Source organism: Cohnella sp. GCM10027633, from assembly GCF_042675445.1.
GTDB lineage: Bacteria > Bacillota > Bacilli > Paenibacillales > Paenibacillaceae > Cohnella.
The window spans coordinates 298,068-321,920 of sequence record NZ_JBHTGV010000001.1 but is presented as its reverse complement, the minus strand read 5'-3'; the positions used below and the strand labels follow the sequence as shown (position 1 = coordinate 321,920).

16 protein-coding genes are annotated in these 23,853 nt (G+C 61.1%); 13 read left to right on the top strand and 3 right to left on the bottom strand.

Annotated elements, in window-relative coordinates; translation table 11 throughout:
• Positions 1 to 215 precede the first annotated feature (215 nt).
• The 12 genes from ACFQZG_RS01325 to ACFQZG_RS01270 all read left to right on the top strand — a co-directional run bounded on the left by ACFQZG_RS01325 (position 216) and on the right by ACFQZG_RS01270 (position 19,001).
• Positions 216 to 2,828 (top strand): winged helix-turn-helix domain-containing protein, encoded by a 2,613-nt coding sequence (locus tag ACFQZG_RS01325; protein WP_378149324.1) that lies wholly within the window; start codon positions 216 to 218, stop codon positions 2,826 to 2,828.
• An 80-nt stretch (positions 2,829 to 2,908) separates the two neighbouring features.
• Positions 2,909 to 3,577 carry a DUF4386 family protein gene (locus ACFQZG_RS01320; protein ID WP_378149322.1) on the top strand — a complete coding sequence of 223 codons (669 nt, stop codon included), beginning with the start codon at positions 2,909 to 2,911 and terminating at the stop codon, positions 3,575 to 3,577.
• A gap of 73 nt (positions 3,578 to 3,650) precedes the next feature.
• On the top strand, positions 3,651 to 4,283 hold the full coding sequence (locus ACFQZG_RS01315) for a copper resistance CopC family protein (protein ID WP_378149321.1): 633 nt from the start codon (positions 3,651 to 3,653) through the stop codon (positions 4,281 to 4,283).
• Positions 4,284 to 4,456: 173 nt separating this feature from the next.
• Positions 4,457 to 8,191: an RCC1 domain-containing protein gene (locus tag ACFQZG_RS01310; protein ID WP_378149319.1), complete on the top strand. Its 3,735-nt coding sequence runs from the start codon at positions 4,457 to 4,459 to the stop codon at positions 8,189 to 8,191.
• Positions 8,192 to 8,336: 145 nt separating this feature from the next.
• Positions 8,337 to 9,440 carry a type III polyketide synthase gene (locus ACFQZG_RS01305; protein WP_378150418.1) on the top strand — a complete coding sequence of 368 codons (1,104 nt, stop codon included), beginning with the start codon at positions 8,337 to 8,339 and terminating at the stop codon, positions 9,438 to 9,440.
• 41 nt (positions 9,441 to 9,481) lie between these two features.
• Positions 9,482 to 10,177: a methyltransferase domain-containing protein gene (locus tag ACFQZG_RS01300; RefSeq protein WP_378149318.1), complete on the top strand. Its 696-nt coding sequence runs from the start codon at positions 9,482 to 9,484 to the stop codon at positions 10,175 to 10,177.
• Positions 10,161 to 11,303: an NAD(P)/FAD-dependent oxidoreductase gene (locus ACFQZG_RS01295; RefSeq protein WP_378149316.1), complete on the top strand. Its 1,143-nt coding sequence runs from the start codon at positions 10,161 to 10,163 to the stop codon at positions 11,301 to 11,303. The genes ACFQZG_RS01300 and ACFQZG_RS01295 overlap by 17 nt, the downstream gene beginning before the upstream one ends.
• 42 nt (positions 11,304 to 11,345) lie before the next feature.
• Positions 11,346 to 12,602 carry a beta-ketoacyl-ACP synthase II gene (fabF, locus tag ACFQZG_RS01290; RefSeq protein WP_378149315.1) on the top strand — a complete coding sequence of 419 codons (1,257 nt, stop codon included), beginning with the start codon at positions 11,346 to 11,348 and terminating at the stop codon, positions 12,600 to 12,602.
• Positions 12,589 to 14,646, top strand: a complete 2,058-nt coding sequence (locus tag ACFQZG_RS01285) for an MMPL family transporter (RefSeq protein ID WP_378149313.1) — start codon at positions 12,589 to 12,591, stop codon at positions 14,644 to 14,646. The genes fabF and ACFQZG_RS01285 overlap by 14 nt, the downstream gene beginning before the upstream one ends.
• Before the next feature lie 30 nt (positions 14,647 to 14,676).
• Positions 14,677 to 16,200, top strand: a complete 1,524-nt coding sequence (locus ACFQZG_RS01280) for an FAD-dependent oxidoreductase (protein WP_378149311.1) — start codon at positions 14,677 to 14,679, stop codon at positions 16,198 to 16,200.
• Between the two features lie 299 nt (positions 16,201 to 16,499).
• Positions 16,500 to 17,966, top strand: a complete 1,467-nt coding sequence (abc-f, locus tag ACFQZG_RS01275; RefSeq protein WP_378149309.1) for a ribosomal protection-like ABC-F family protein — start codon at positions 16,500 to 16,502, stop codon at positions 17,964 to 17,966.
• Between the two features lie 192 nt (positions 17,967 to 18,158).
• Complete coding sequence (locus ACFQZG_RS01270) at positions 18,159 to 19,001, top strand: ion transporter (protein ID WP_378149307.1); 843 nt, start codon at positions 18,159 to 18,161, stop codon at positions 18,999 to 19,001.
• Between the two features lie 60 nt (positions 19,002 to 19,061).
• Here ACFQZG_RS01270 and ACFQZG_RS01265 read toward each other — a convergent pair whose 3' ends face one another.
• From ACFQZG_RS01265 to ACFQZG_RS01255, 3 genes are read right to left on the bottom strand one after another with little or no spacing between them, the layout of a single operon-like run.
• Entirely contained in the window at positions 19,062 to 20,258 is a 1,197-nt protein-coding gene (locus tag ACFQZG_RS01265) for a hypothetical protein (protein WP_378149306.1), read from the bottom strand.
• A 16-nt stretch (positions 20,259 to 20,274) separates the two neighbouring features.
• Positions 20,275 to 20,505, bottom strand: coding sequence for a hypothetical protein (locus tag ACFQZG_RS01260; protein WP_378149305.1), 231 nt, complete (start codon positions 20,503 to 20,505; stop codon positions 20,275 to 20,277).
• A 2-nt stretch (positions 20,506 to 20,507) separates the two neighbouring features.
• A complete protein-coding gene (locus ACFQZG_RS01255) occupies positions 20,508 to 20,807 on the bottom strand; it encodes a hypothetical protein (protein ID WP_378149304.1) in 300 nt (99 codons plus the stop codon).
• A gap of 313 nt (positions 20,808 to 21,120) precedes the next feature.
• On the opposite strand from ACFQZG_RS01255, the gene ACFQZG_RS01250 reads away from it, so the two are divergent.
• On the top strand, positions 21,121 to 23,796 hold the full coding sequence (locus ACFQZG_RS01250; RefSeq protein ID WP_378149302.1) for an Ig-like domain-containing protein: 2,676 nt from the start codon (positions 21,121 to 21,123) through the stop codon (positions 23,794 to 23,796).
• Positions 23,797 to 23,853: the final 57 nt, after the last annotated feature.

Genomic DNA, 23,853 nt, shown 5'->3' with positions numbered 1-23,853 from the left:
GCCTCTCTTAACAGCTCCTTCGCGTCGGTACATAGGTGACTGCCTTAGAGCATATGCGATAACCGCGGAGGGCGAAGCGGCTAATGCCTTGCTCGCGCAGCTTATCGCGCGCCGATCGTTCATTGACGCCGAAGGACCGGCGATTTTATAATCGAGCTATGACTATTCCAATATTATCCACGAAGCTATATATTCCGCCGCCGAGGCTGCATGCCGTGCGGCGTCCGAGACTCGTCGAGCGGATGAACGCGGGGGCCAAAGGCAAGCTAACGCTCGTGTCCGCCCATGCCGGCTTCGGCAAAACGACGCTCGTCGCCGAATGGGCGGCCTATTGCGAACGGCCGGTCGCATGGCTGTCGTTGGACGGAGGAGACAACGATCCTGCGCGTTTTCTGAATTATGTCGTCGCGGCTCTTCGCACGGTCGACCTGAATATCGGAGAAGGCGTATTCAGCCTGCTCCGGTCTCCGCTGCCCCCGCCGATCGAATCGATCGCAACGACATTGATCAACGAAATCGCCTCTATGCCGAGCCCCTTCGTCCTTGTTCTGGACGATTACCACGCGATCGAAGCCGAACCGATTGATCGAACGATCTCCCTTCTCGTCGATCGGATGCCCCCGCGGATGCATCTCGTCATCGCGACCCGCGAAGACCCGAGATTGCCGCTCGCGCAATTGCGAGCCCGCGCCCAGCTTGCCGAAGTAAGAACGGCGGATTTGCGGTTCACGGCTTCGGAAGCCGCGTTGTTCCTTAACGACGCCATGGCGCTAGACCTGCAAGAAGCCGACGTCGAACGGCTTGCCGGCCGTACGGAAGGTTGGATTGCCGGCTTGCAATTGGCGGCTATCTCGCTGCAAGGACAGGAAGACGCCGCCGTCTTCATGGACGCGTTCGCCGGCGATCATCCGTACGTGCTCGATTATTTGATCGAAGAAGTCGTGCAACGGCAACCGGACCGCATACAAACCTTCTTGCTGCGCACCTCGATTCTCGACCGGATGTGCGGCGACCTGTGCGAAGCCGTATGGGTTGACGAGATCGCCTCTTCCGGGCAGTCGGCGCTGGCCGAGCTGGAACGCCGGAATCTGTTCATCGTGCCGTTGGACAACGAGAGGCGTTGGTACCGCTATCACCATCTGTTCGCCGAATCGCTGCGGCAACGACTGAACCGAAGCGTTGCTTCCGCGGAACACGGCAAGGGCGCGAGCGTTGCCGAGCTGCACGTTCGCGCCAGCGCGTGGTTCGAAGACAACGGCTTCGAGCTGGAAGCGTTCCGTCACGCGACGGCTGCCGGAGACGTCGAACGCGCCGCGCGTCTGATGGATGGAGGCGGCATGCCGCTGCTGTTCCGCGGCGCGGTCGGGCCGATCTTGGGTTGGTTGGAATCGCTGCCTGCTTCCGTCTTGAACGGGAAGCCGGCGTTGTGGGTGACGTATGCTTCCGCGATGATGTTCGCAGGCCGGATGAACGACGCGGAGCGGAAGCTTCAGGCGGCGGAAGCCGCCTTGCGCGGCATAGCCCCCGACGACGATCGTACTCGCGACTTGATCGGTCATATCGCGTCCATTCGGGCGACGCTGGCCGTCTCGCGGCATGATGCGGACACGATCGTGGAACAGTCGCGCCGGGCGCTGGACCATCTGCATCCGAATAACTTGCCCGTTCGTACCGCCACGACGTGGACGCTCGGTTACGCCTATCAGCTTCAAGGCGACCGAACGGCGGCCGGCCAAGCGTACGCCGAGGCGATCGAGATCAGTCGGGCGATCGGACATTACATCATCGAAGTGATGGCGACGATCGGCCTCGGAACCGTGCAGGAGGACGAGAACGAGCTCGAGCTGGCGACGGACACGTATCGGCGCGCGTTGCGGCTCGCGGGAGATCCGGCGTTGCCGGTCGCTTGCGAAGCTTACTTGGGTCTGGCTCGCATCAGCTACGAACGGAACGACTTGGACGAAGCCGAGCTTCGCGCGGAACAGGCGTACCGGTTGGCGCTTCTTATCGACAACACCGACCGGTACGTGTCCTGCGAAGCGTTCCTCACCCGCTTGAAGCTCGCGAGAGGCGATCCGGCAGGCGCCGCTACGCTATTGTCCAGAGCCGGACAATCCACTCGCCGGCACGGCTTCGTCTTGCAAATTCCCGAAGTCGTCTCGGCGCGGTCGGCCGTTCTGCTGCGTCAAGGGAACGCGGCGGAGGCGGCCCGCATCGCAGAAGAGCATCGGCTGCACGGGAGCCTTGCCCGCGCCCAGCTCGCGTCGGGCGACTTCGCCGCGGCGCTGAAGTCGGCAGAGCGGTCGCGGCAACAAGCGGAAGCGAACGGATTCGCGAAGGAGCGGCTTCGCGCGATCATCGCGCAGGCGCTCGCGTTGCATGCGCTCGGCAACAAGGCGCAAGCCGTGCGGTTGCTCGGCGAAGCGCTTGCCGTGGCGGAGGCCGGAGGCTTCGTGCGGACGTTCGTCGACGAAGGTCCGCGGATGGCGCGGTTGTTGGCGGATGCCGGATCCGCCGGGATATCGCCGAATGCGATTCGGAAGCTGAAGGAAGCGTTCGATGCAGAAGATCGGCGGAACGGCGCCGGCGAAGCGCGCAACTCCGGACGTTCGCGCACCGCTTCTCTCCTCGAACCGTTAAGCGAACGGGAGATGGAAGTGCTGCGGCTGATCGCGCAAGGCTTGTCGAACGAGGAGATCGGCAAACGGCTCTATCTGGCGCTAAGCAGCGTCAAGGGACATAACCAGAACATTTTCGGCAAGCTGCAGGTCGGAAGGCGCACGGAAGCGGTCGCTCGCGCCCGCGAACTCGGGTTGCTTAGGGAATAACGATACTTAAGTAGCTTCGCGTCGACGGCGATATTCGGTACACTCCTCGTAAATAACGCGCAAGCGGAGGTATCGTATCAATGTTGACGAATCGAAGCATGAACCGGTTATCGCAGCTCGGCGGCATAGCCGCACTCGTAAACGCATTCGCTTATCTCGTAGGAATCGGACTCGTCGTCTCTTATTTAAGCCCGATCATGGACGCGGACCCGCAGGAATACGTGGCGTTCATCGCGGACAACGAAGCGTTGATGACCGTCTGGCATGTACTGATTTATTTGGTAGCCGGCGTGGCGATGGTCCCTATGGCGTTGGCGCTACATGAAAGATTGAAGGCCGAATCGCCCGTCACGATGTTGATCGCGACCGCCTTCGGATTGGTCTGGGTCGCGACGGTCATCTCCAGCGGCATGATCATCGTCAACGACGTCGGCGTTATCGCCGAGCTGCACGCCGACAATCCCGAACAGGCAAGCGCGGTATGGTTATCGTTATCCGCGGTAGAGGAAGGATTAGGCGGCGCCATCGAGCTGCCGGGCGGGTTGTGGATCTTGCTCGTCAGCTGGGCGGCGCGGCGATCGGGTCGCCTTCCGAAGACGCTGAACGGACTCGGCATCGCGATCGGGGCCTCGGGGATCTTGACGGTAATCCCTTCGTTATACGGCGCGGGTTACGTGTTCGGTATCGGCGCCATCGCATGGTTCATCGGGGTCGGGATCGCGCTATTGCGAGTCCGGAACGCCGAATAGCCCTTTCGAGTCATCCCTTGCGGGCGCAAACGTGGTATCGTTAACGTTCGATAGGGAAGGGAGTTCTCCGAACATGAAACGAGTCTATATGCTGCTGGTAGCGTTAGGTCTCTTCGCGATCGTCGCGCCGAATGCGGCGAGCGCGCACTCCGTCGTCGAGTCCTCGGAGCCTGCCGCCGGAGCCGTCGCGCAAGAAGCTTTGCCTAGGATAACGATAACGTTCAATACGAGCGTCGAGATCGTTAGCCTGAAGGTGACGAACGAGTCGGGCGATTCGCAGCCGTTAAGCCTCGAGGAAGACGGCGCTACCGTAACCGGCACGTTCGAGCAACCGCTATCCGTCAATGGCGCGTACACGGCGGCATGGCATATTATCGGAGCGGACGGGCATCCGATCAAGGGGAAGTACGACTTCTCGCTCGCGGTTCCGGAGCCGACCGCCCTGCCGAGCGCAACGCCGGTCCCGTCCGCGCCGGAGCAACCTGCGTCTACCGAGGAGACCGTTCCGGCAACGCCGAGCCCCTCCGCGCCTACCGATCAACCGGCAACCGACCAAGCGGCAACCGAGTCGCCGTCGACGGGCGCGGATAGCGATGCTCCGGAGCCGAAGGGCTCTCCCGACGTCTCGATGTGGATATTGGGCGCGGCGGGCTGTCTGTTGCTCGCGGCGGTCATCGTTACGCTGGCGAAGAAGAAGGGCAAGTAGAACGTTCATGAAGAAACCGCGATTTTGCGGTTTTTTTTTGTTGGCGTTAACTTTCGTTAATCGTTACTGACGACGCGGTTTGCTACAATTCGATTGCGTTCGCGCGAGCGGCGGCTTCTAGCTGCCGCGGCGAAGCGAATCGCGATCGAATCGCAGGAAGGAAGTGAACGACGATGAAGCTGCGCAGTCTGCTCTTCGGATTGCTGTCGGTAACCCTAGCGTTCCCGTCCGGCGTCGCTCTGGCGGCCGACGCGCCGACCGACGTCGCTCCCGGTTTATCGACAGGCTCTTACTTGAGCGTCGCCTTGGCCAGCAACGGAACCGTGTGGGCATGGGGAAGAGGTCAAGAAGGGCAGCTCGGCAACGGGCAAGCCAGCGACAGATCGACGCCCGTGCGAGCGTCCGGGTTAACCGGCGTCCAATCGATCGGGACAACGTACGACACTACTTACGCGGTTATGCAGGACGGAACCGTTCGCGCTTGGGGCATGGGAGACGTCGGCCAGATCGGCGACGGAGCGACCGACAATCGGCTCGTTCCGGTCGAGGTGACAGGATTGCACGGCATTACGTCGGTCGCCGCCGGTCCGGGGTTGCATGAGCTCGCCGTCGACGGCGAAGGCGACGTGTGGGCTTGGGGTTACAACAATTACGGGCAGCTGGGCGAAGCGTCGCCCGCACAGCGGGAGACGCCGGCGCTCGTGCCCGGAATCGGCGACGTCGTAGCCGTGTCGGTCGGCGGAAGCTTCAGTCTGGCATTGAAAGACAACGGCGAAGTATGGTCTTGGGGCAGGAACAAGCAAGGTCAGCTCGGCGACGGATCGGCGGCCGATCAACGCGCCGCGCCCGGTCCGATTCCGGGCTTGAGCGGCATCGTCGCGATCTCGGCCGGTTACAACCACGCATTGGCGCTTGACGGGAACGGCGACGTATGGGCGTGGGGGCAGAACACGAACGGAGCGGTCGGGAACGGAACGTACGCGGAGCAACGCACACCCGTGAAGATAGCCGGCGTGAGCGATATCGCGTCGATTTCGGCCGGTTTTTTCCACAATCTCGTCATACGGGAAGACGGCACCGTCTGGGGCTGGGGATTGAACAACTACTATCAGTTGGGAGACGGAACGACCGATAAGCGCAATGCCCCGATCCAAGTTCCGACGACGGTACGTATGGCCGCGGTATCCGCCGGGCAATTCCATAGCATCGCGATGGATGCCGAGGGGGCGGGCTGGGGATGGGGGTATAACGGCGGAGGAATGGTCGGGGACGGTTCGGGAACGGATCGCGCGACTCCCGTACGCAGCAGGGCCGCGATGGACTTGACTTCTCCTACGGCGGACGGTGGAACGCTGGCCGTCACCGGACGAACGGAGACGAGCGTAACGCTTCGTTGGACCAAAGCTTCGGATAATATGACGGCACGGAGCGGTATCCGCTATCTACCGTACGTCTCGATGACCGGCAATATCGACACCGTCGCGCGAACGTTGGCGCACGGCATGGCGGCCGGACCGTATCTCGCGGATACGGATACGTTCGAGCTGCAAGGCTTGCAGCCCGGCACGGCGTATTACGTCAACGTCGTCGCGGAGGATGCCTCGGGGAACAAGTCCGTTTATACGATGCGACAAGCGACGACCTTGAACGTGCAAGCTTATCGGCTAATCTACGACGGGAACGGCAGTTCGGGCGGATCTGCGCCCGTCGACGCGCGCGGCTACGAGCATGGCATGTCCGGCGTCGTGCAAGGGAACACGGGACTGCTGTACCGCACCGGTTACAGATTCTCCGGATGGAATACGTCCGATGACGGAACCGGCGTCCCGTACTTGCCTGGAGGCTCGGTGCCGTTCGACGACGAGGACGTGACGCTGTACGCGCAGTGGACGCCGGATTCGACGATAGACGCCGCGGCGCCGCAGGCGATCGCTTACGCGCCCGGCAACGGAGCGAACGGAGTTAGCGTCGGCGCGAAGCTGTCGATCACGTTCGACGAGCCGGTATCCGCGGTGGCGGGGAAGAAGCTCGTCGTTCGCAACGCCTCGGACAACGCGATCGTGGAATCGATCGACGCAGGCGCGGCGGCCGTTACGGGATTAACGGCTTCCTTCCGGCTATCAGCGGCGTTGTCGTACGGCGCGACGTACGACGTGCAAGTCGAGGCCGGAGCGTTCAAAGATGCTTCGGGCAACGATTACGGCGGAACTAGCGTCGGCGCGTGGACGTTCACGACGGCAGACGAGCATGTCCCGCCGGTTACGGGCAGCGATGCGTCCCTCTCGGGACTAAGCATCGCAGCCGGGGCGGGCCTGCGGCCGATATCGCCCTCGTTCGCGCCGAACGCGACGGAATATGTCGTGACGCTGCCGTACGACGCGGCTTCCTTATCGGTAACGGCATCGGTGTACGATAGTCGTTCCGTCATGAGCGTCAGTATGTATAACGGGGTTAATCAATTGACGAGCGGACCGTTCCCCTTGCCTAACGGATACGCGAGCGGCGCGCTTCCGACGGCGGTCGGCAGCAATCGCGTCGATCTTCTCGTAACGGCGGAAGACGGCTCGACGCGGCTTTACCGGGTCACGGCGATTCGTGCTTCGGCTTACGAGCCGCCGTCGACGACGGAGGGAGATCGCGAGGACGATCGCAAGGCCGCGGCTCCGATGACCGTCAATGGCCGCGCGAGCAACGCGGCGTCCGCGACGACTGAGGAATCGGACGGTCGGGTCAACGTTACCGTCGATATCGACTCGGAGAAACTGATCGCCGGGCTGACCGGCGAGGAGATGAATCCGGTCGTAACGATCGCTCTCGATGCCTCCGCGGACCGGGCGACGCTGCGGTTATCGGGAGAAGCGCTCGAAGCGCTGCGGAGCCGGAACGCGATCGTGGAGTTCAGGACGCCGGACGCGAGTTATCGTCTGCCGGCGGCATTGCTGCCGATCGAGCGGATGAACGCCTTGCTGGGCAATCCGGAATCACCGGAGGACATCGTCCTGGCAGCGAACATCGCGAAGAGCGGCGGCGACAAGCTCGCCGTGCTGAAGAAGGCCGCCCGCGAAGCGGACTTCATTACGACGGCTCCTCCGTTCGATTTCGAGCTCACCGTAACCTATGCGGGGAAATCCGCGAAGGTAGACAGCTTCGACGCGTTCGTCGAGCGTTCGATCGCGCTGCCCGAATGGGTCGGCCCGGACATGATCTCGACGGCCGTCGTACTGGAAGACGACGGCACCGTTCGTCCGGTCCCGACTCGGATCGTCGAACGCGAAGGACGAACCTACGCGCTCGTCAGCAGCTTGACGAACAGCACGTATTCGCTTATCCATCATGGCGTTTCGTTCGCGGACATGCGTGGACATTGGGCCGAGACCGCGGTGAACGACATGGCTTCCCGCATGGTCGTTCTCGGGACGGAAGACGGACGATTCCGCCCTGGCGCGTCCGTTACCCGAGCGGAGTTCGCTTCGATGCTCGTACGCGCGCTCGGACTCCCGTCAACGGGAACGGCTAAGGCATTCGTCGACGTATCTTCCGGCGCATGGTACGCGGATGCGGTGTTCGCCGCGCGGGAATATCGGCTAATCTCGGGCAATCCCGACGGGAAGTTCCGGCCGTCGGACACGATTACGCGCGAGGAGGCGGCGGTCGTGTTGACTAGCGCGATGAAGCTCGCGGGCGCTACCGCGAAACTTAGCCAGGAAGCCGTCGATCGGACGCTGTCGGCGTTCGAAGACGGAGGCAGGATCAGCGGTTGGGCAAGGCAAGCGGTCGCGGAAGCCGTCGAGGGCGGGCTCGCGACGGGCTCGGAAGGCGCGTTCCAGCCGGCGGGTACGTTAACGCGCGCGGAGGCGGCCGTGTTCGTGCGAAGGCTGCTTCAGGCAAGCGGACTTATCGATCGATAACCATCAACCGTCATGGACCGCGTTTCGGCTGCTCCCTAAGGAGCCGGAACGCGGTCTTCGGCGTTGCGCGCATCCGCCGGAATGTCCCGCACGCGCGGTTCATAGAGTGTAAGGATCGCGCTTCTTGTCCGCGACGCGAGGAGGCATGCATGCCGTGGAGCAACTAGCCATTCTGGGCATCGGAACGGCCGTGCCGGCTTTCCGGTTGGATCAACGGGACGCTTCGTCCCGGATCATGACGATTATGCAAGGCGAGCCCGAGCTTGCCCGGTGGGCGAACCGGATCTTCTCGCACTGCGGCGTCGATACGCGGTACACGTGCGAATCGAACTTGCTGGAACCGGCCGAGCGTTGCCGTTACGTTGCCGTCACGGACGGCGAGCGGGTTCCGACGACTGCGGAACGAATGGCGCTATACCGGCAGGCTTCCGTTCCTTTAGCGACGGATGCGGCGGCGAAGGCGCTCGCGGATAGCGACGTTCGGCCAGGCGAAATTACGCATTTGCTCGTCGCGAGCTGTACGGGGATGTTCCTGCCGGGCATCGATGCCGGGCTTGCATGGAAGTTGGATCTTCCCGCGGACGTGCGCATGCGTCCGCTTACGTTCTTAGGCTGCGCCGCGGGGTTGACCGCGCTTCGGGAAGCGATGGCCGTCGTTCGCGGAGACCCGAACGCCAAGGTGCTCGTCGTCAACGTAGAACTGTGCAGCATACATATCCAGCCTTCTCTATCCAAGGAGGAGTTGTTCACGGCGGCGTTGTTCGGCGACGGGGCTTCCGCTTGCGTCGTCGGGATGACGGACGGCCATCGTAACGGCGCGTTCGGTTTGCGCGATGCCCGCGCCGTGCGGTTCCCGGAATCCGAGGCGCTCATGGAGTGGGAGATCGGGGATTACGGGTTTCGGTTGCGGCTGTCTCCGAGGATTCCCGGGCTCATCGGAGAATACGCGCCATCCGCGGTATCGCGGTTCTGGGGAGACGAGTCATTGCCTGAACGGTGGGCGATCCATCCCGGCGGGAGGGGCATCGTAGACGCCGTGCAGCGCGCGTTCCGGCTCTCTGACGCGCAGACGGAAGCCAGTCGGGAGATCTTGCGCGACTACGGCAATATGTCCTCGGCGACGATCCTGTTCGTGCTCGATGCCATGCGCCGGCAACGGAGCGAAGCCGGAGGCGTACCGGCGGACGGCATCGCCGTCGCGTTCGGCCCGGGCGTTACCGCCGAGCTGCTGCGGTTCGTCCTCTTATGAGGAGCGCGGGCTTCTCCCGGCGATCCGAAGAGCCCGAGCGAATGGACGATCCGACGCAAGGCGGCGCCGAGCTGGAGCAGGCGTTGAGGCATCTGCGCATGCTGAACCGGTTGTTAGGCGCCTCGAGACCGGCGTTGTACGGCGTCAAGCGGCTGTGGGAGACGAACGGCCGACCGCTCCGATTGACCGTGCTCGACGTCGGTTCCGGCTCCGGAGACATTAACCGGACGTTGCTGCGATGGGCGCGACGACAGGGCGTCGACCTGTCGGTCATGCTGTGCGACGTGACGGAGGAAGCGCGAATCGAGTCCGATCGGCTGTTCCGGGGCGATTCGCGCGTCTCGTTCGTTAAGCGAAGCGTATTCGATCTCCCGTCCCGACATGCGGATATCGTCACGGCCTCGCAGTTCGCGCATCATTATGCCCCCGATGAAATCCCGTCCTTGATCGAGCGAATGCTCGACGTCTCGCGCATCGGCGTCGTCATTAACGACATCCATCGGCATTGGCTGCCTTGGACCGCCGTATGGCTGCTCACGAGATTGATATCGCGCAACCGGTTCATCCGTCACGACGGGCCGCTGTCGGTCGCCAAGGGCTTCCGCGGCGACGACTTCCGCGAGGCTGCGCGCCGCCTGCGCATCGACGACATGACGCTCAGCTGGAGACCGCTGTTCCGCTATGCCGCCATCATACCGTCACGTCGGGAGGGAACGCCGGATGCGCAAGGAAGCTGATGCCGTCGTCATCGGAGCCGGCGTCGCGGGAAGCGGAATCGCGTACGCATTGGCGGCGCAAGGCTGGAACGTCGTCCTGCTGGACAAGGATCGATTCCCGCGGCACAAAGCGTGCGGGGAGTTCCTGTCTCCCGATGCGCAGTCGTCGCTTCGCGCGTTCGGCTTGGAGGGCGTCGTCCGCGAATTGGCGCCAGCCTTCATTACGCATGTCCGGCTTCATACGGAGCGCGGCATGTCGCTTGAAATTCCGCTGCCCGGTCCGGCATGGGGCGTCAGCCGCTACGCGCTCGACGCCAGGCTGCAGCAATCGGCCGTCGAGGCGGGGGTCCGCATGCACGCTGCCTGTCCGGTGTCCGACGTCACGGCTACGAACGACGGGTATCGGATCGATTGCGAACCCGACCGGGAACCGATCTCGTTCTATTCCCGCATTGTCATCGGTGCCGGCGGACGAAGATCTTTGCAAGCGCAGCGATTGCCGAAGTCGTCCGCGAATCACCGTTCGTTCGTCGGGGTGAAGGCTCATTACGAGTCGGGCGCGGAAGTCTTGCCGGTCGTCGACCTGTTCTTCTTCCGCGGCGGCTATGTGGGCATCTCCCCGGTCGAAGGCGGTCGATTGAACGTCGCCGCGCTGCTCGGGAGCGCCGCCTTCCGGAAGCTGGGAGGCGCCTCGGCCATCGAACGAATCGTGGAGCACGCGATGCGTTCCTCCTCCGCGTTGCGGCATCGCATGGCGGGGCTGTCGCCGATTCCCGGTTCGCGGGCGGCGACGTTCCCGGTCGTCATACGACCGGCGCCTCGGCCTTGGTCCGAGTATCCGGTCATCGGCGACGCGGTCGCCGTCATACCGCCGTTCTGCGGGGACGGGATGGCCATGGCGCTTCGTTCCGCGGAGCTGTGCGCGCCGCTTGCCGGCGCTTATCTGAGCGGCGAATGTACCGAAGCGCAATGGAGAGAGCGATATACGGCTCAAGTGAAGAAGCAATTCACCGGGGCGTTGCGATGGGGAAGCGTGCTCGATCGGCTGTTGATCAATCCCGTGCTCGCTACGCTATTGCTGCGCATAGGCGTATACGCCCCTTGGATGGCCGAACGCATGGTTCGGTCGACGAGGCTGGACGGGTGAAGCGGATATCATCGGCAATGGAAGCCAAAATGGGGGATTCGAATGATCAACCGCGTCGTCATCACGGGGATGGGGTGCGTTACGCCGATCGGGCTGGACAAGGAGACGGCTTGGCGCAACGCGATCGGCGGCGTCTCCGGAGTATGCCGCATCGCGGACGAGCGTACGGAAGGATTGCCGGCGAAGCTCGCCGCGGAAATCGTCGGCTTCGATCCGCTTCGCTATATGGACGCGAAGCAAGCGAGAAGAACCGACCGGTTCGTGCAGCTGGCGATCGCGGCCGCGGACGAGGCGGTTCGCGACAGCGGTCTCGCGATCGGCGACAATGCCGTTCCTTGGAGGTCGGGCGTATGGATCGGAAGCGGCGTCGGCGGCATCGCGACGTTCGAGAAGGGAATGAAGGAAGCGCTCGAGCGCGGCTTCGACCGGGTATCTCCGTTCGCGCTGCCGATGTTCTTGCCGAATATGGCGGCCAGCCAAACGGCGATTCGGTTCGGCGCGCGCGGAATGACGTCTTGCACGGCGACGGCTTGCGCTTCCGGCTCCCACGCGATCGGCCAAGCGTTCCGGTTGATCCAGCGAGGCGATGCGGACGTCATGATCGCGGGCGGCGCGGAGGCGCCGATATGCCGGATCGGATTGGCATCGTTCGCCGCCATGAGGGCGCTGTCTTTCCAAGAGGACCCGGCGTTCGGCAGCCGTCCGTTCGATAGAGGTCGCGACGGCTTCGTTATGGGCGAAGGCGCGGGCATCGTCGTATTGGAGTCGCTGGCGCATGCCCGTGCCCGCGGCGCCGTACCATACGCGGAGCTGCTCGGATACGGCGCGGGCGGAGAGGGCTATCACGTCGCATCGCCTCGCGAGGACGGCAGCGACTGGGCAAGGGCGATGAAGGAAGCGATGGTCGAAGCGAGGCTGTCGCCGGAAGGCATCCAATACGTGAACGCTCACGGGACGAGCACCGCGCTGAACGATCTTGCGGAGACGCGGGCGATCAGGCAAGCGTTCGGAAGGACCGCTTACGAAGTGAGCGTCAGCTCCACCAAGTCGATGACGGGTCATCTGCTCGGCGCGTCGGGAGCGGCGGAGGCGATCTGGTCCGTGCTGGCGCTGCGGGATCAGATCGTTCCTCCGACGATCAATTACCGGGAACCGGACGAGGAGCTGGATCTCGACTATACGCCGAACGCCGCCCGCCGCAGGCCGATCGAGGCGGTTATGTCGAATACGTTCGCGTTCGGCGGACATAGCGCCGTGCTCGTATTCGGCCGCGGAGGCGACGACCATGCTTTATCGTAGGTTGGCCGGCTTCGCGATCCGGAATGCCGGGCGAATCATCGTCTGCTGGCTCGTAGTGGCGGAGATCTCCGCGGTATTCGCGGTACGGCTGCCTAACGTGCTCGGCGATCACGGGCTTAAGACGCGCGGGGCGTATTCGGACACGCAGCGGCTGCTCGCCGAAGCGTATCCGCCCGCGGACTCGGAACGTACCGTCGGGCTGTTGTTCGAGAACGATCGGGAGCTGATCCGCACCGATTTCCGCGCACTCATCGCCCGTATGCTGGAGCAAGCAGGCTCGTTGCCCGGAATCGACGTAACGGCGTCGCCGCTGACGGGGGCCGGAATGGAAGACGGGCGTTACGCCTATGCGTTGCTGCGCGTTCCCGAGGCGATCGACGAACGGCGAGAGGCGATCGCGGCCATCGACAACCTAAGCCGGCATGCTTCCGGCATGAGCGTCGGCATGACCGGCAAGCCGGTCGTGCAGCTCGACGTAAACCGCTCCAGCGGACGCGACTTGAAGGCGGCGGAGACGCTCGGCTTGCCCGTCGCTTTCGCGTTGCTGCTGCTTACGTTCGGAGGCGTCGTGCCTGCGCTTGTCCCGATCGTATCCGGTCTTATCGCGGTGACGATCTCGATGGGCGTTCTATACGCGATCGGAGCATCCGGACTCGTCGAGCTATCGTCGTTCGTCCATAACGTCGTTCCGATGGTCGGCATGGCCGTGTGCGTGGACTTCGCGCTTCTTATGGTTAGCCGATTCCGCGAGGAGTCGGCTTTCTTCGGCATCCGCAAGGCGATGGCGAATACGTTGGCCTCTTCCGGAAGAGCGGTCACGATTTCCGCGTGCTGCGTCGTGCTCGCGTTAGTCGGCACGTTCATCATCCGCATGCCGATATTCAATAGCGTCGCGCTCGGAGCGATCGTCGTTCTCCTCGTCTCGCTGCTCGTCAACCTCACCTTCGTGCCCGCGCTGCTATCCGCGATGGGCGACCGTCTCGCCGTCGATCTCTCGATCTTCGGGCGTCCGTCCCGCGCGATGCGCGTCTTCCTCTCGGCCGTCATGAGCAGACCTCGATCATGCGCGCTCATGGCAAGCGCGCTCCTCGTCCTATGCTTGCTGCCCGTTCAATCGATGCGATTGTCCGTACCGGGACCCGAATCGTTGCCCGCGCACGCGCCGTCCCGCATCGCCGCGGCAACGATCGCCGAGCGGTTCGCGCCTCCGAACGTCTCGCAAGCGTTCCTGTTCGCGGACGCGAGAATCGCGAAGGCAATCGAAGGCGAATTGGCGCGGGATGCCGGCGTCGTTCGATACTCGGCGACCCCGGCGCCCGCTGCGTCCGCGGCTTCTCCGGGATCCGTTCTGTTCACGGTCATGCTATATGGAGAAGCGTCTTCGGACGAAGCGATGCGATGGATGCGCGAGCGCGGCGAAACCTATGCCGGGTTGGGCGCTTCGGTCGGCGGAGAGCCGAAGTACCATCAGGAGGTTCACGACGAAATCGTCGGCCGCATCAAGTACGTGCTGGCTTTCGTCGTCGCGTCGAATTACTTCTTGCTGGCGTTGGCGTTCCGCTCACTGCTCATTCCCGCGAAGGCGATCGCCATGAATCTGCTCAGCATCGGGTCTTCGCTGGGCATCGTCGCGTGGCTATTCCAAGAAGGGCGGTGGGGGCTTGCTCCGTCGGATATCGCGATCATGATTCCGATCTTCGTCTTCGGCCTCGCGTTCGGCGTCAGCATGGACTACGGAATCTTCCTGTTGTCCAGAATCGAGGAGAGCTATCGGCGAACGGGCGATAACGAGCGGGCCGTTCGGGAAGGACTCGCCGTATCCGGCCGTATCATCACGTCCGCCGCGGCGATCATGATCGCGGCGACCGCGCCGTTCGCGATAGCGGGCGTGACGGGCGTGAAGCAGCTCGGCATCGGCATCGCGGCCGCTTTGCTCGTGGACGCCACGATCGTTCGCATGGTGCTCCTGCCGTCGCTGATGAAGATGTTCGGCCGTTGGAATTGGTGGCTGCCATTCGTGAGAAGCTATAGGAGACAAGATTAGCAAATGTTCGCAACTAAAGGAGCTACTCTCATGGCACAGCTTCCGCAATTTCCCGCCTCGTATTGGACGGCTTCCGCGAACATTCCGTCATTTCCGAAGCTCTCGGACGACCGGACGGCCGACGTCGTCATCGTAGGAGCCGGGCTGACGGGCATTACGACGGCCTACTTGCTGGCCAAGGCGGGCAAGAAAGTAATCGTGCTCGAAGCCGGACGCTTGCTGCACGGCACGACCGGGCATACGACCGCCAAGATCACGGCGCAGCACGACCTCGTCTACGACGAAATGATCAGCCATTTCGGAGAAGACAAGGCCCGTTCGTATTACGAAGCGAACAGGGACGCGCTGGCATTCATCCGCCGGACGGCGGAAGAGGAACGGATCGATTGCCGTTACGCCGCCGAGGACGCCTATCTGTACGCGCAGACGGAGCAATCCGCCGCCAAGCTGGAGAAGGAATACCGAGCGTACGAGCGGCTCGGCATTCCCGGCAAGCTGACGGACGGCATCGGATTGCCGCTACCCGTCTCGTCAGCTTTGTCGATGACGGATCAGGCGCGATTTCACCCAATCCCTTATTTAACGGCATTAATCGAACGGATCGTCCAAGCCGGAGCCGAGCTGTACGAGCATACGACGGCGATGCGCGTCGAAGAGGGCGCCGAGCCCGTCGTCATCGCGGAGAACGGCAGCCGGATCGCGTGCAAGCACGTCGTCTCCGCCTCGCACTTCCCGTTCCTTGATTGGAAGGGCTTCTACTTCGCGCGAATGCATGCGGAGCGTTCGTACGTGCTGGCAGCGCGCGTCTCGCAATCGTATCCGGGCGGCATGTACTTGAGCGTCGATCAACCCAAGCGTTCGATCCGGCTGGCGGAGGATGGGGACGAACCGCTGCTGCTGATCGGCGGCGAAGGCCACAAAGCCGGGCAAAGCCCTTGCACGATTCGGCATTACGAGGCGCTGCAGGCGTTCGCGGAATCGACGTTCGGCGCGAAGGAGATCGCCTATCGGTGGTCGACGCAGGACTTGGTCACGCTGGACAAGCTGCCTTACGTCGGCTCGATTACCGCGGGTACGGACAACGTGCTCATCGCGACGGGTTACCGGAAGTGGGGGATGACGAACGGCACGGCGGCCGCGCGCATCATCGCCGATCGCGTGCTCGGCGTCGATAATCGTTACGCCGAATTGTTCGATCCTTCGAGATTCCATGCCGATCCGGACATCAAGTCGTTCGTGAAGGACAACGCGGACGTCGCCAAGGAGCTGATCGCCGGCAAGCTCGAGCTGACGTACCGCACCCCGGAAGATCTGATCGCGGGCGAAGGCGGCGTCGTGCGCGTGAACGGCAAGCGCGCAGGCGCTTATCGCGATCCCGGCGGCGACTTGCACTTGGTGGATACGACGTGCACGCATCTCGGGTGCGAAACCCACTGGAACGACGGCGACCGGACATGGGATTGCCCTTGCCACGGCTCAAGATTTTCGTACACGGGCGAAGTGGTCGAAGGACCGGCGAAGGAGCCGTTGGCTAAGGTCGGCGCGAATGGATAATCGCGGAGAACGGTTGATAACCGCGAAAGTCTATGTTAAGATGCATGTAATTTTACGAATGGGAGTGAGCGATTGATGTGATTTTTCTTGCCGACTTTACCGACGATGAATTCGCCCGACGTCTATTCGTCATGCGATTCGTTGCCTATGGCAAGAAAGTTACGCAATCTTCCGCTCCTTCGGAACGCCTCTTGACTACGCCCTGATCAGGGCGCAGTTCGACGTATCGATTCGAGCCGCGGGAAAGGTAACTTTCTTGCGGCTCTTTCTATTGATCATCGAACGGGAGGAATTGATTTATGTCATTAATTAACGTTTCCCAGCTTACTTTCGCCTATGAAGGCACCTACGATAACATTTTCGAGAACGTGAGCTTCCAGATCGACACCGATTGGAAATTAGGCTTCACGGGCCGCAACGGAAGAGGGAAGACGACGTTCCTGAACTTGCTGCTCGGCCGTTACGAGTATAGCGGGCGCATCAGCGCGAGCGTCGGGTTCGATTACTTCCCGTTCCCGGTCGACGATCGGGGACGGTCTACGCAAGACGTCGTAGCCGAGATCGTGCCCGATAGCGCGGAGTGGGAGCTTGCGCGGGAACTGTCGCTCCTGAAAGTGCCCGAGGACGCGCTGGAGCGGCCGTTCGGGTCGTTGTCCCAGGGCGAGCAGACGAAGGTGCTGCTGGCCGCGCTGTTCCTGAAGGAGAACCGCTTCCTGCTCATCGACGAGCCGACGAACCATCTCGACAAGGAAGCGCGCCGGATCGTCGGCCAATATCTTCGGAACAAGAGCGGCTTCATCCTCGTGTCCCATGACCGGGCGTTCCTCGATCGCTGCGTCGACCACGTGCTGTCGATCAACAAGACGAACATTGAGATCCAGCGCGGCAACTTCTCGTCATGGTGGGACAACAAGCAGCGGCAGGACGGCTTCGAGCTGGCGGAGAACGACAAGCTGCAGAAGGACATCAAGCGGTTGAACGACGCGGCTAGACGCACGAGCGGATGGTCCGACGAGGTCGAGAAGACGAAGATCGGACACGGGGTCCCCGATCGCGGCTATGTCGGTCACAAGGCGGCGAAGATGATGAAGCGGTCCAAGTCGATCGAGAACCGGCAGCAAGCCGCCATCGAAGAGAAGTCCAAGCTTCTGAGAAATATCGAGAGCGCCGAATCGTTGAAAATCGCGCAGCTCCCGTATCACAAAAGCCGATTGGCCGAGCTGGAACGCGTATCGATCAGGTACGGGGACAAGGCGGTATGCAGCAACGTCAGCTTCACTGTCGATCAAGGCGACCGAATCGCGTTATCCGGCCGGAACGGCTCGGGGAAGTCGAGTCTCGTCAAGCTCATGCTCGGCGAACCGATCGCGTACGACGGCACTTTCAGAATCGGCAGCCAATTGAGAATCTCCTACGTCTCCCAGGATACGTCGCGCTTGCGGGGCAATCTGACGGACTACGCCAGGGATCGCCGCATCGACGAGAGCCTGTTCAAGGCCATTCTGCGCAAGCTCGATTTCGAACGGGTACAGTTCGAGAAGGACATATCGGATTACAGCGGAGGCCAGAAGAAGAAGGTGCTGATCGCCGGCAGCTTGAGCGAGAAGGCGCATCTGCTCGTCTGGGACGAACCGCTGAACTTCATCGACGTCATCTCGCGCATGCAGATCGAGGAGCTGCTGCTCGAATACGCGCCGACGATCGTCTTCGTCGAGCATGACGAGCAATTCGCGAATCGTATCGCGACGAAGACCGTCGAGCTGTAGAACGCGATAACGATAGGCAAGTACGAAGAGAGCGGCCCCGCGAGGGCCGCTCTTGTCGTTCTGCTTTCTTTCGAATTATCGATTGAATTTCACTACGTTATTTGCTATATTTCGACAAGAGTCATTAGGAAAATCCATACATATGCGCTGTATCTTTTCATTCATATTCGATTATTGGAGGAAACAAGACGTATGGCGAGCAAGCAAGAGAATCAAGGCATCGAAGGCTTCGTGAAAGGAAACGTATTCGGTAAAATCGTACTTACGACCGTATTCCTGAACGCGATCATGATCGGCATTCAATCGTATCCGAGCATCGAGGACGACTATTTTTCGTTGTTCCGCGCATTGGATCTCGTATTCCTCGGTATTTTCACCATTGAAGTCATATTGAAGCTGATCGTTAATCGCGGTGCTTATTTCCGAGACGGCTGGAACGCGTTCGACTTCGTTGTCGTGGCGGCAAGCCTCGTTTTCATTACGACGCCGTTCGTAAGCGTATTGCGGATTTTGCGGGTATTGCGGGTGCTGAAGACGATCTCGTCCGTTCCTTCGCTACGGCGCATCATAACGTCGCTGTTCATGGCGGTGCCGACGATTTCCAGCATCGCTTTGCTGATGTCCATCGTGTTTTTCGTGTACGGAGTCATTGGCACGACGTTCTTCGGAGAAGTATCGGATCGTTACTTCGGCGATTTGTCCAAGTCGCTGGTTACGCTATTCCAGATCGCGACTTTCGACGATTGGGCGAACATCTATCGGCCGATCGCCGAGACGATGCCGCTCTCCATCGTCTACTTCTTGTCGTTCATCTTCATCGTCGTATTCGTCATGCTGAATCTCGTCGTCGGCGAAATCGTCAACAACGCGACGAACATCACGAAGGAAGGCGATAAGAAGGAGGAGGGCGGCTCCGCCGCGATGATCGACCAAGTCGCGGTTTCCGAACAAGCGGAACTTTCGGAGCTCAAGAGCTTGCGCAAAGAAATTCAAGAGATGAAGCGGCTGCTGGAAGAGAAAGTCTCTCTCAAATAGCTGTATAAGGTAGATGTTCGGCTCATCGAACATCTACCTTTTTTTCAACAGGAGGCCGGCTTACTGCTCGTTCGTGACGACGAACGCTTCGTTGATCGGTACCGTGTTCTTCGAGATTTCCTCGAGCTGCTTCATGACTTCCATGTAATAATACTTAAGCCTGAGCGTCTTGCCCTCCACGCTGAGCTGATCCCAGTTCTCGCCCTTCTTCTGCGCATACGGGACCATGACGTCGCGGAAGCGAGTGAACCAATAGTTCGTCACGTCCCACTTGATGCCGTCGAAGCCTTTGCCTCCGAAGCCGACGATGCCCGGCGATGTCGCGAACTCGCTCGTGAAGCCGTACATGCGCGCCCAGATGATAATCTCGAACGTCCATTGGTACTGGTCGCGAATGAATTCGGTATCGGGCAGCTCCTCGACGACGAAGATCGACATCATGTCGCGCAGCTCTTGGACCGTCATCGACGGCTGGGAACGGATGAGCGCGATGATGCGCGCCTTCTGGACCTGCAACGCGAACCGCTGGCTGCCGACGTACGACTGGGCCGATTTAAGCATCGACACGCCCGGCGTATCGGTCGTTCCGAGCGTCGTCTGCTTCACTTTCTTCTGTATGTCCTTCCACTTGCCCACGGCGCCGGAGCCTTTCTTCCATACGACGTCCTCGAAGGAAGCGACCAGCGTCCGCGTTTCCTTGCTGAACATCGCGAATTCCTCGCTGCCGTACTGGCTCTTCTTCCTGACATGCTCCTCGATGATTTCCTTTAATAACGCTTTGCTGTCTTTGGGCTTCATATCGTTGCGAATATAACCGATCATCTCCGCGCCGTAATCGGACTTCGCCAACTGGTTGTACACGAGGCTGTACTTCAGAGAGCGTTCGCAGATGATGCGGGTCACTTCTTTGACGAGCGGCTGCACGACGTGGCCGATGAAGCCGACTTCCCATAAGTACACCGACAGCAGGTCGAAGATGACGTCGTTGATCGTCACCGTCTTGCCTTTCTCCTGCATCTCGAGCCGTTTGTCTTGCACTTGTTCGACGGCAAGCACCGCGGCGTCGACGATGATCTGAATACGCTGCTCCTGAATCGCGAACGATTGCTCGATGAGCGCGATCGCCTTCTCGACGTCCGCGCGCGTCGCGAGCGACTTATCGACGACGGGGATGTAGTTCTCCCCGGCGACCGCCGCGTTTCTCGAGACGGCCGAAGCGCTCGATACACGCTCGCTGTTCTTCAACGCTTGATCCACTATTCTCTCTCCTTCGTTAGGAAGCTTGGAATTGGAAACCTATTCCTAAGTATGAGAGATCGCGATCGGCCTTCTCCAGTTGCTTAGGGCTTATTTGCTCTACAGGATTTGTCATGACATTAACCATGACTTCTTCATGACTAGTCACGATGATAGGGGAGGAAGCGGCCGCGCCGCAAAAATAAGATCGCCGTTCTTCCGCCGTAGCGCCCGGAATCTCGACGATCTTGATCGTAACGAAAGTCATGCTTACTCGACGCCGTCCTTGAAGTTCTTCTCGTAATGCTTATGGCCTTCGTGAACGAGGTCGTCCAGCGTCTTCTCGAGCGTATCCACGATCAGCTCCCGGACTTCGTCCAGCGTATCGGAGAACAGCTTCTCTTCCGCGCCGACCACTTTGTAGCCGTGTATGCCGTATTTGGCGGCGACGACGCGATGTTTCTCTTCCAAGTCGTTGATCGCCTGCAGCGTATGCTTCATCTGCAAGAACAAGTCGCGATGGTCTTCCTCGACGAGCCGCCGCTCCAATTGCGTTAATCGTTCGTTCATGTTCGCGCGCTCCTTCCGTCCATTAACATAACCGGAGAACGGAATTCGCATACCGGGACGAAGGCCCCCTTGGAAGCGCAATTCGACACGAATTCCGGTAGATCAACAGTCCTTGTCGATTGCGGGATAACGAACTCGAATCGACCATCTTCGGACCTAGTCTGTAACGTGACGGATTTGTTGGAAATTAATGACACCGGGCACTGGTCATGTGACTGGCAATCGCGGTACATTCTTCACTGTCGAGCGGCGAATCCGCAGCGCCTCGAACCGGCGGACGCTCTCGTAAATCACCGTAAAGGGGACTTATGTTATGTCTAGCAATCAAGAACCGATGATCAAGCTTCAACCGGGAGGCACGGCTCCGATTCTGAGCTACAACGTGCCGGAGCCGACCGCTTATAGCGGACGGAACTTCATCGACCTGTCGTTCCCGGACAGCTACTTCACGGCGAGCACGCCCGCGAACGCCGCTTCGTTCAGCGCTCTCGCGGCGGGCGACGATTCGTCTTCAAGACTCTCCGCGCAACAACCGAGCGAATCGCTGGACGCGCTTGCATCGATCTCTCCGGAAGAGCGCCTGAGTCCGGGCTTGGCGAAGCTGACCGAGGACGACGTGCTTCGCATGGAGGCGTCCGGCAAGAAGCTGAACCTGTACAGATCGATGAGCGGCGCGCTTACATACACGTTCGTCGACAAGCAAATCGCTTCCGAGCCTGCATTCGACGCGGGCGCCGAAGCATCGTTCGCGTCGCTCGCGAGATTGCCTTCAACGGAGACGGACGGTTCGCTTCCGACGCTGCGGCCGATCGATGACGGCGGAGGCGGAGATCCGCTTCCGGAACCGATCAACGTGTCCGTGGACATTACCTCGCCGGCATCGAACGCGACGGTAACCGGCCCTTATACCGGAGCGGTATTCAGCGTTCACGGCTATGCGTCCAACAGCGGCGACGGAAGCATCTCCAGCGTGCAGGTTAAGATCGGATCCGGCGCGTATCAGAACGCGCAATTGAACGCGGACGGCAGCTGGGTATTCCCGAATGCGACCGCTAACGTCTCCGGCACGATCCCGATCTCGGCCAAAGCGTTCCACTCCTTCGGAACGAAGACGGCGGTCCGCACGATCAACGTAACCGTATCGCTCGCCGCCGCGCCGGATACGACGCTGCCGACGGTCAACGTGACGAGTCCGGCGCCCGGGCAGTTCTTCTCGACGAACGGAGCTCCGAGCGTTAACGTCACGTTCGAAGGGACGGCTTCCGACGATCGCGGCGTATCCAAGGTCGAGATGTCGATCAACAACGGCGCGTTCTCCTTGGTCGATACGACGAATGGCTACGCGAACTGGAAGAAGACGATCGGGTTCTCGTCGGGTACCCAGGCGGTGACGTTCAAAGCGACCGACGCGGCCGGCAACTTCGCGACGAAGAGCTTGTCGTTCACGATCGACACCTCGCCGCCGAGCTTGAGCATTACGACGCCGCTGCAGAACGCTCAGATCGCGGGGACGAACTCGAAGGGCGCGACGATCGAGATTACGGGGACGGCGTCCGACGCGGGCGGCGTTAAGCACGTCGAGGTGTCGTTGAACTTGAATCCGTCGTTCATCCGCGCGACCGAGAAGGGGCAAGGAGACTGGTCGACGTGGCGGGCGACGCTGAACGTGACCGAGCCCGGCATCCATATCATTACGGCCCGTTGCACGGACAACGCGAACAACACGATCGAGAAATCGGTGTCCGTCAACGTGACGATCGTGCCGGAAGTGAGCTCGCGGCTGAAGCGGATCATTCTCGTGGAGTCCTACCGGATGTCATCGTTCCTCGGCAACTACGGCGCGGGCCGCACGATCAAGACGTTCTCGCTGCTGCCGGGCGAGAAGTCGAAGATCAGCATCCGGTCGTACACGCAGAACGAGACGACGGCCAAGAACGCCTCGACGATTCTCGATTCCGTTACCGACGAGATCGCCGACGAATTCGAGAAGTCGATGGGCAACGAGCAGACCGATCAGAAGAACTATAAGGAAAGCTTCGAGTATCGGGTAAGCGCAGAAGCGAGCGCAAGCTGGGGCTGGGGCAGCGCCTCCGTCAGCGCGAGCGCTTCCGGCGGCACGAACTCCGCCCGCGAGCAGTTCGCGCGCAACATCTCGAACAGCACGCAGAAGCACGTCGCCCGCGCTTCCGCGCGCCGGGACTTGCAAGTGAACACGAGCTACGAAGAGAAGACGACTTCCGGGGAAGAGTCGGCGATCGTTCGCGAGATCGAGAACATCAACGTCGGCCGTTCGCTTAACTTCGTCTTCCGCCAGATGAACCAGGAGTTCATCACGCTGCTGCATCTGGTCGACCTGCGGATCGGTTTCTTCAAGGTCGAGCTCGTTAACGGAGTCGAGAAGCATGCTTACAAGGAAGTGACGTTGCCGCAGCTCGATTCGCTGCTGCAGGAGATTATCGTCGCGGACAAACGCAACGAAGTGCGCAACTCGATCATCAACCAGCTCATGAACATCTTCGACTATCAAGACCGCCATCACCGGTTCGTCGAAGATAAGCCTTTCAAGGACGCGAACGGCAACGATATCCCGCTGTCCAACTACTTGCGCGTGAAGAAGGAATACGTCTCCACGTATAACGACGAGGCTTCCGGGACGAAGATTTCGGTACCGGGAATCATTCTGGCGGCGAACCGCCACGTGCTGCGTACCGAAGGCGTCATGGTAGAAGCGTTGCTCGGCCAAGGGGAGGCGCTCGACGATTACTCGCGCAACCTGCAGACGGAAACCGTCCGCGAGCGGAACTTGCGCAACAGCCTGCTCGAGCAGGAGATCAAGCTGAAGCAGCTGGCGCTCGAGATCGTCGAGAACCGAGACGAAGCGGCCGCCAAGCTGTACAGCACGATCAACTTGCCGCCTGTCGTCGAAGTCGAGGGCGATGCGGCGGCGAGCGGCGCCGCGATTAACGGCGTGTTGGCCGCTGCGAAATAAGCACGATAAGTAGCCCGCGAGCCATCCGCTCGCGGGCTTTGTCATCGGAATTCGCGG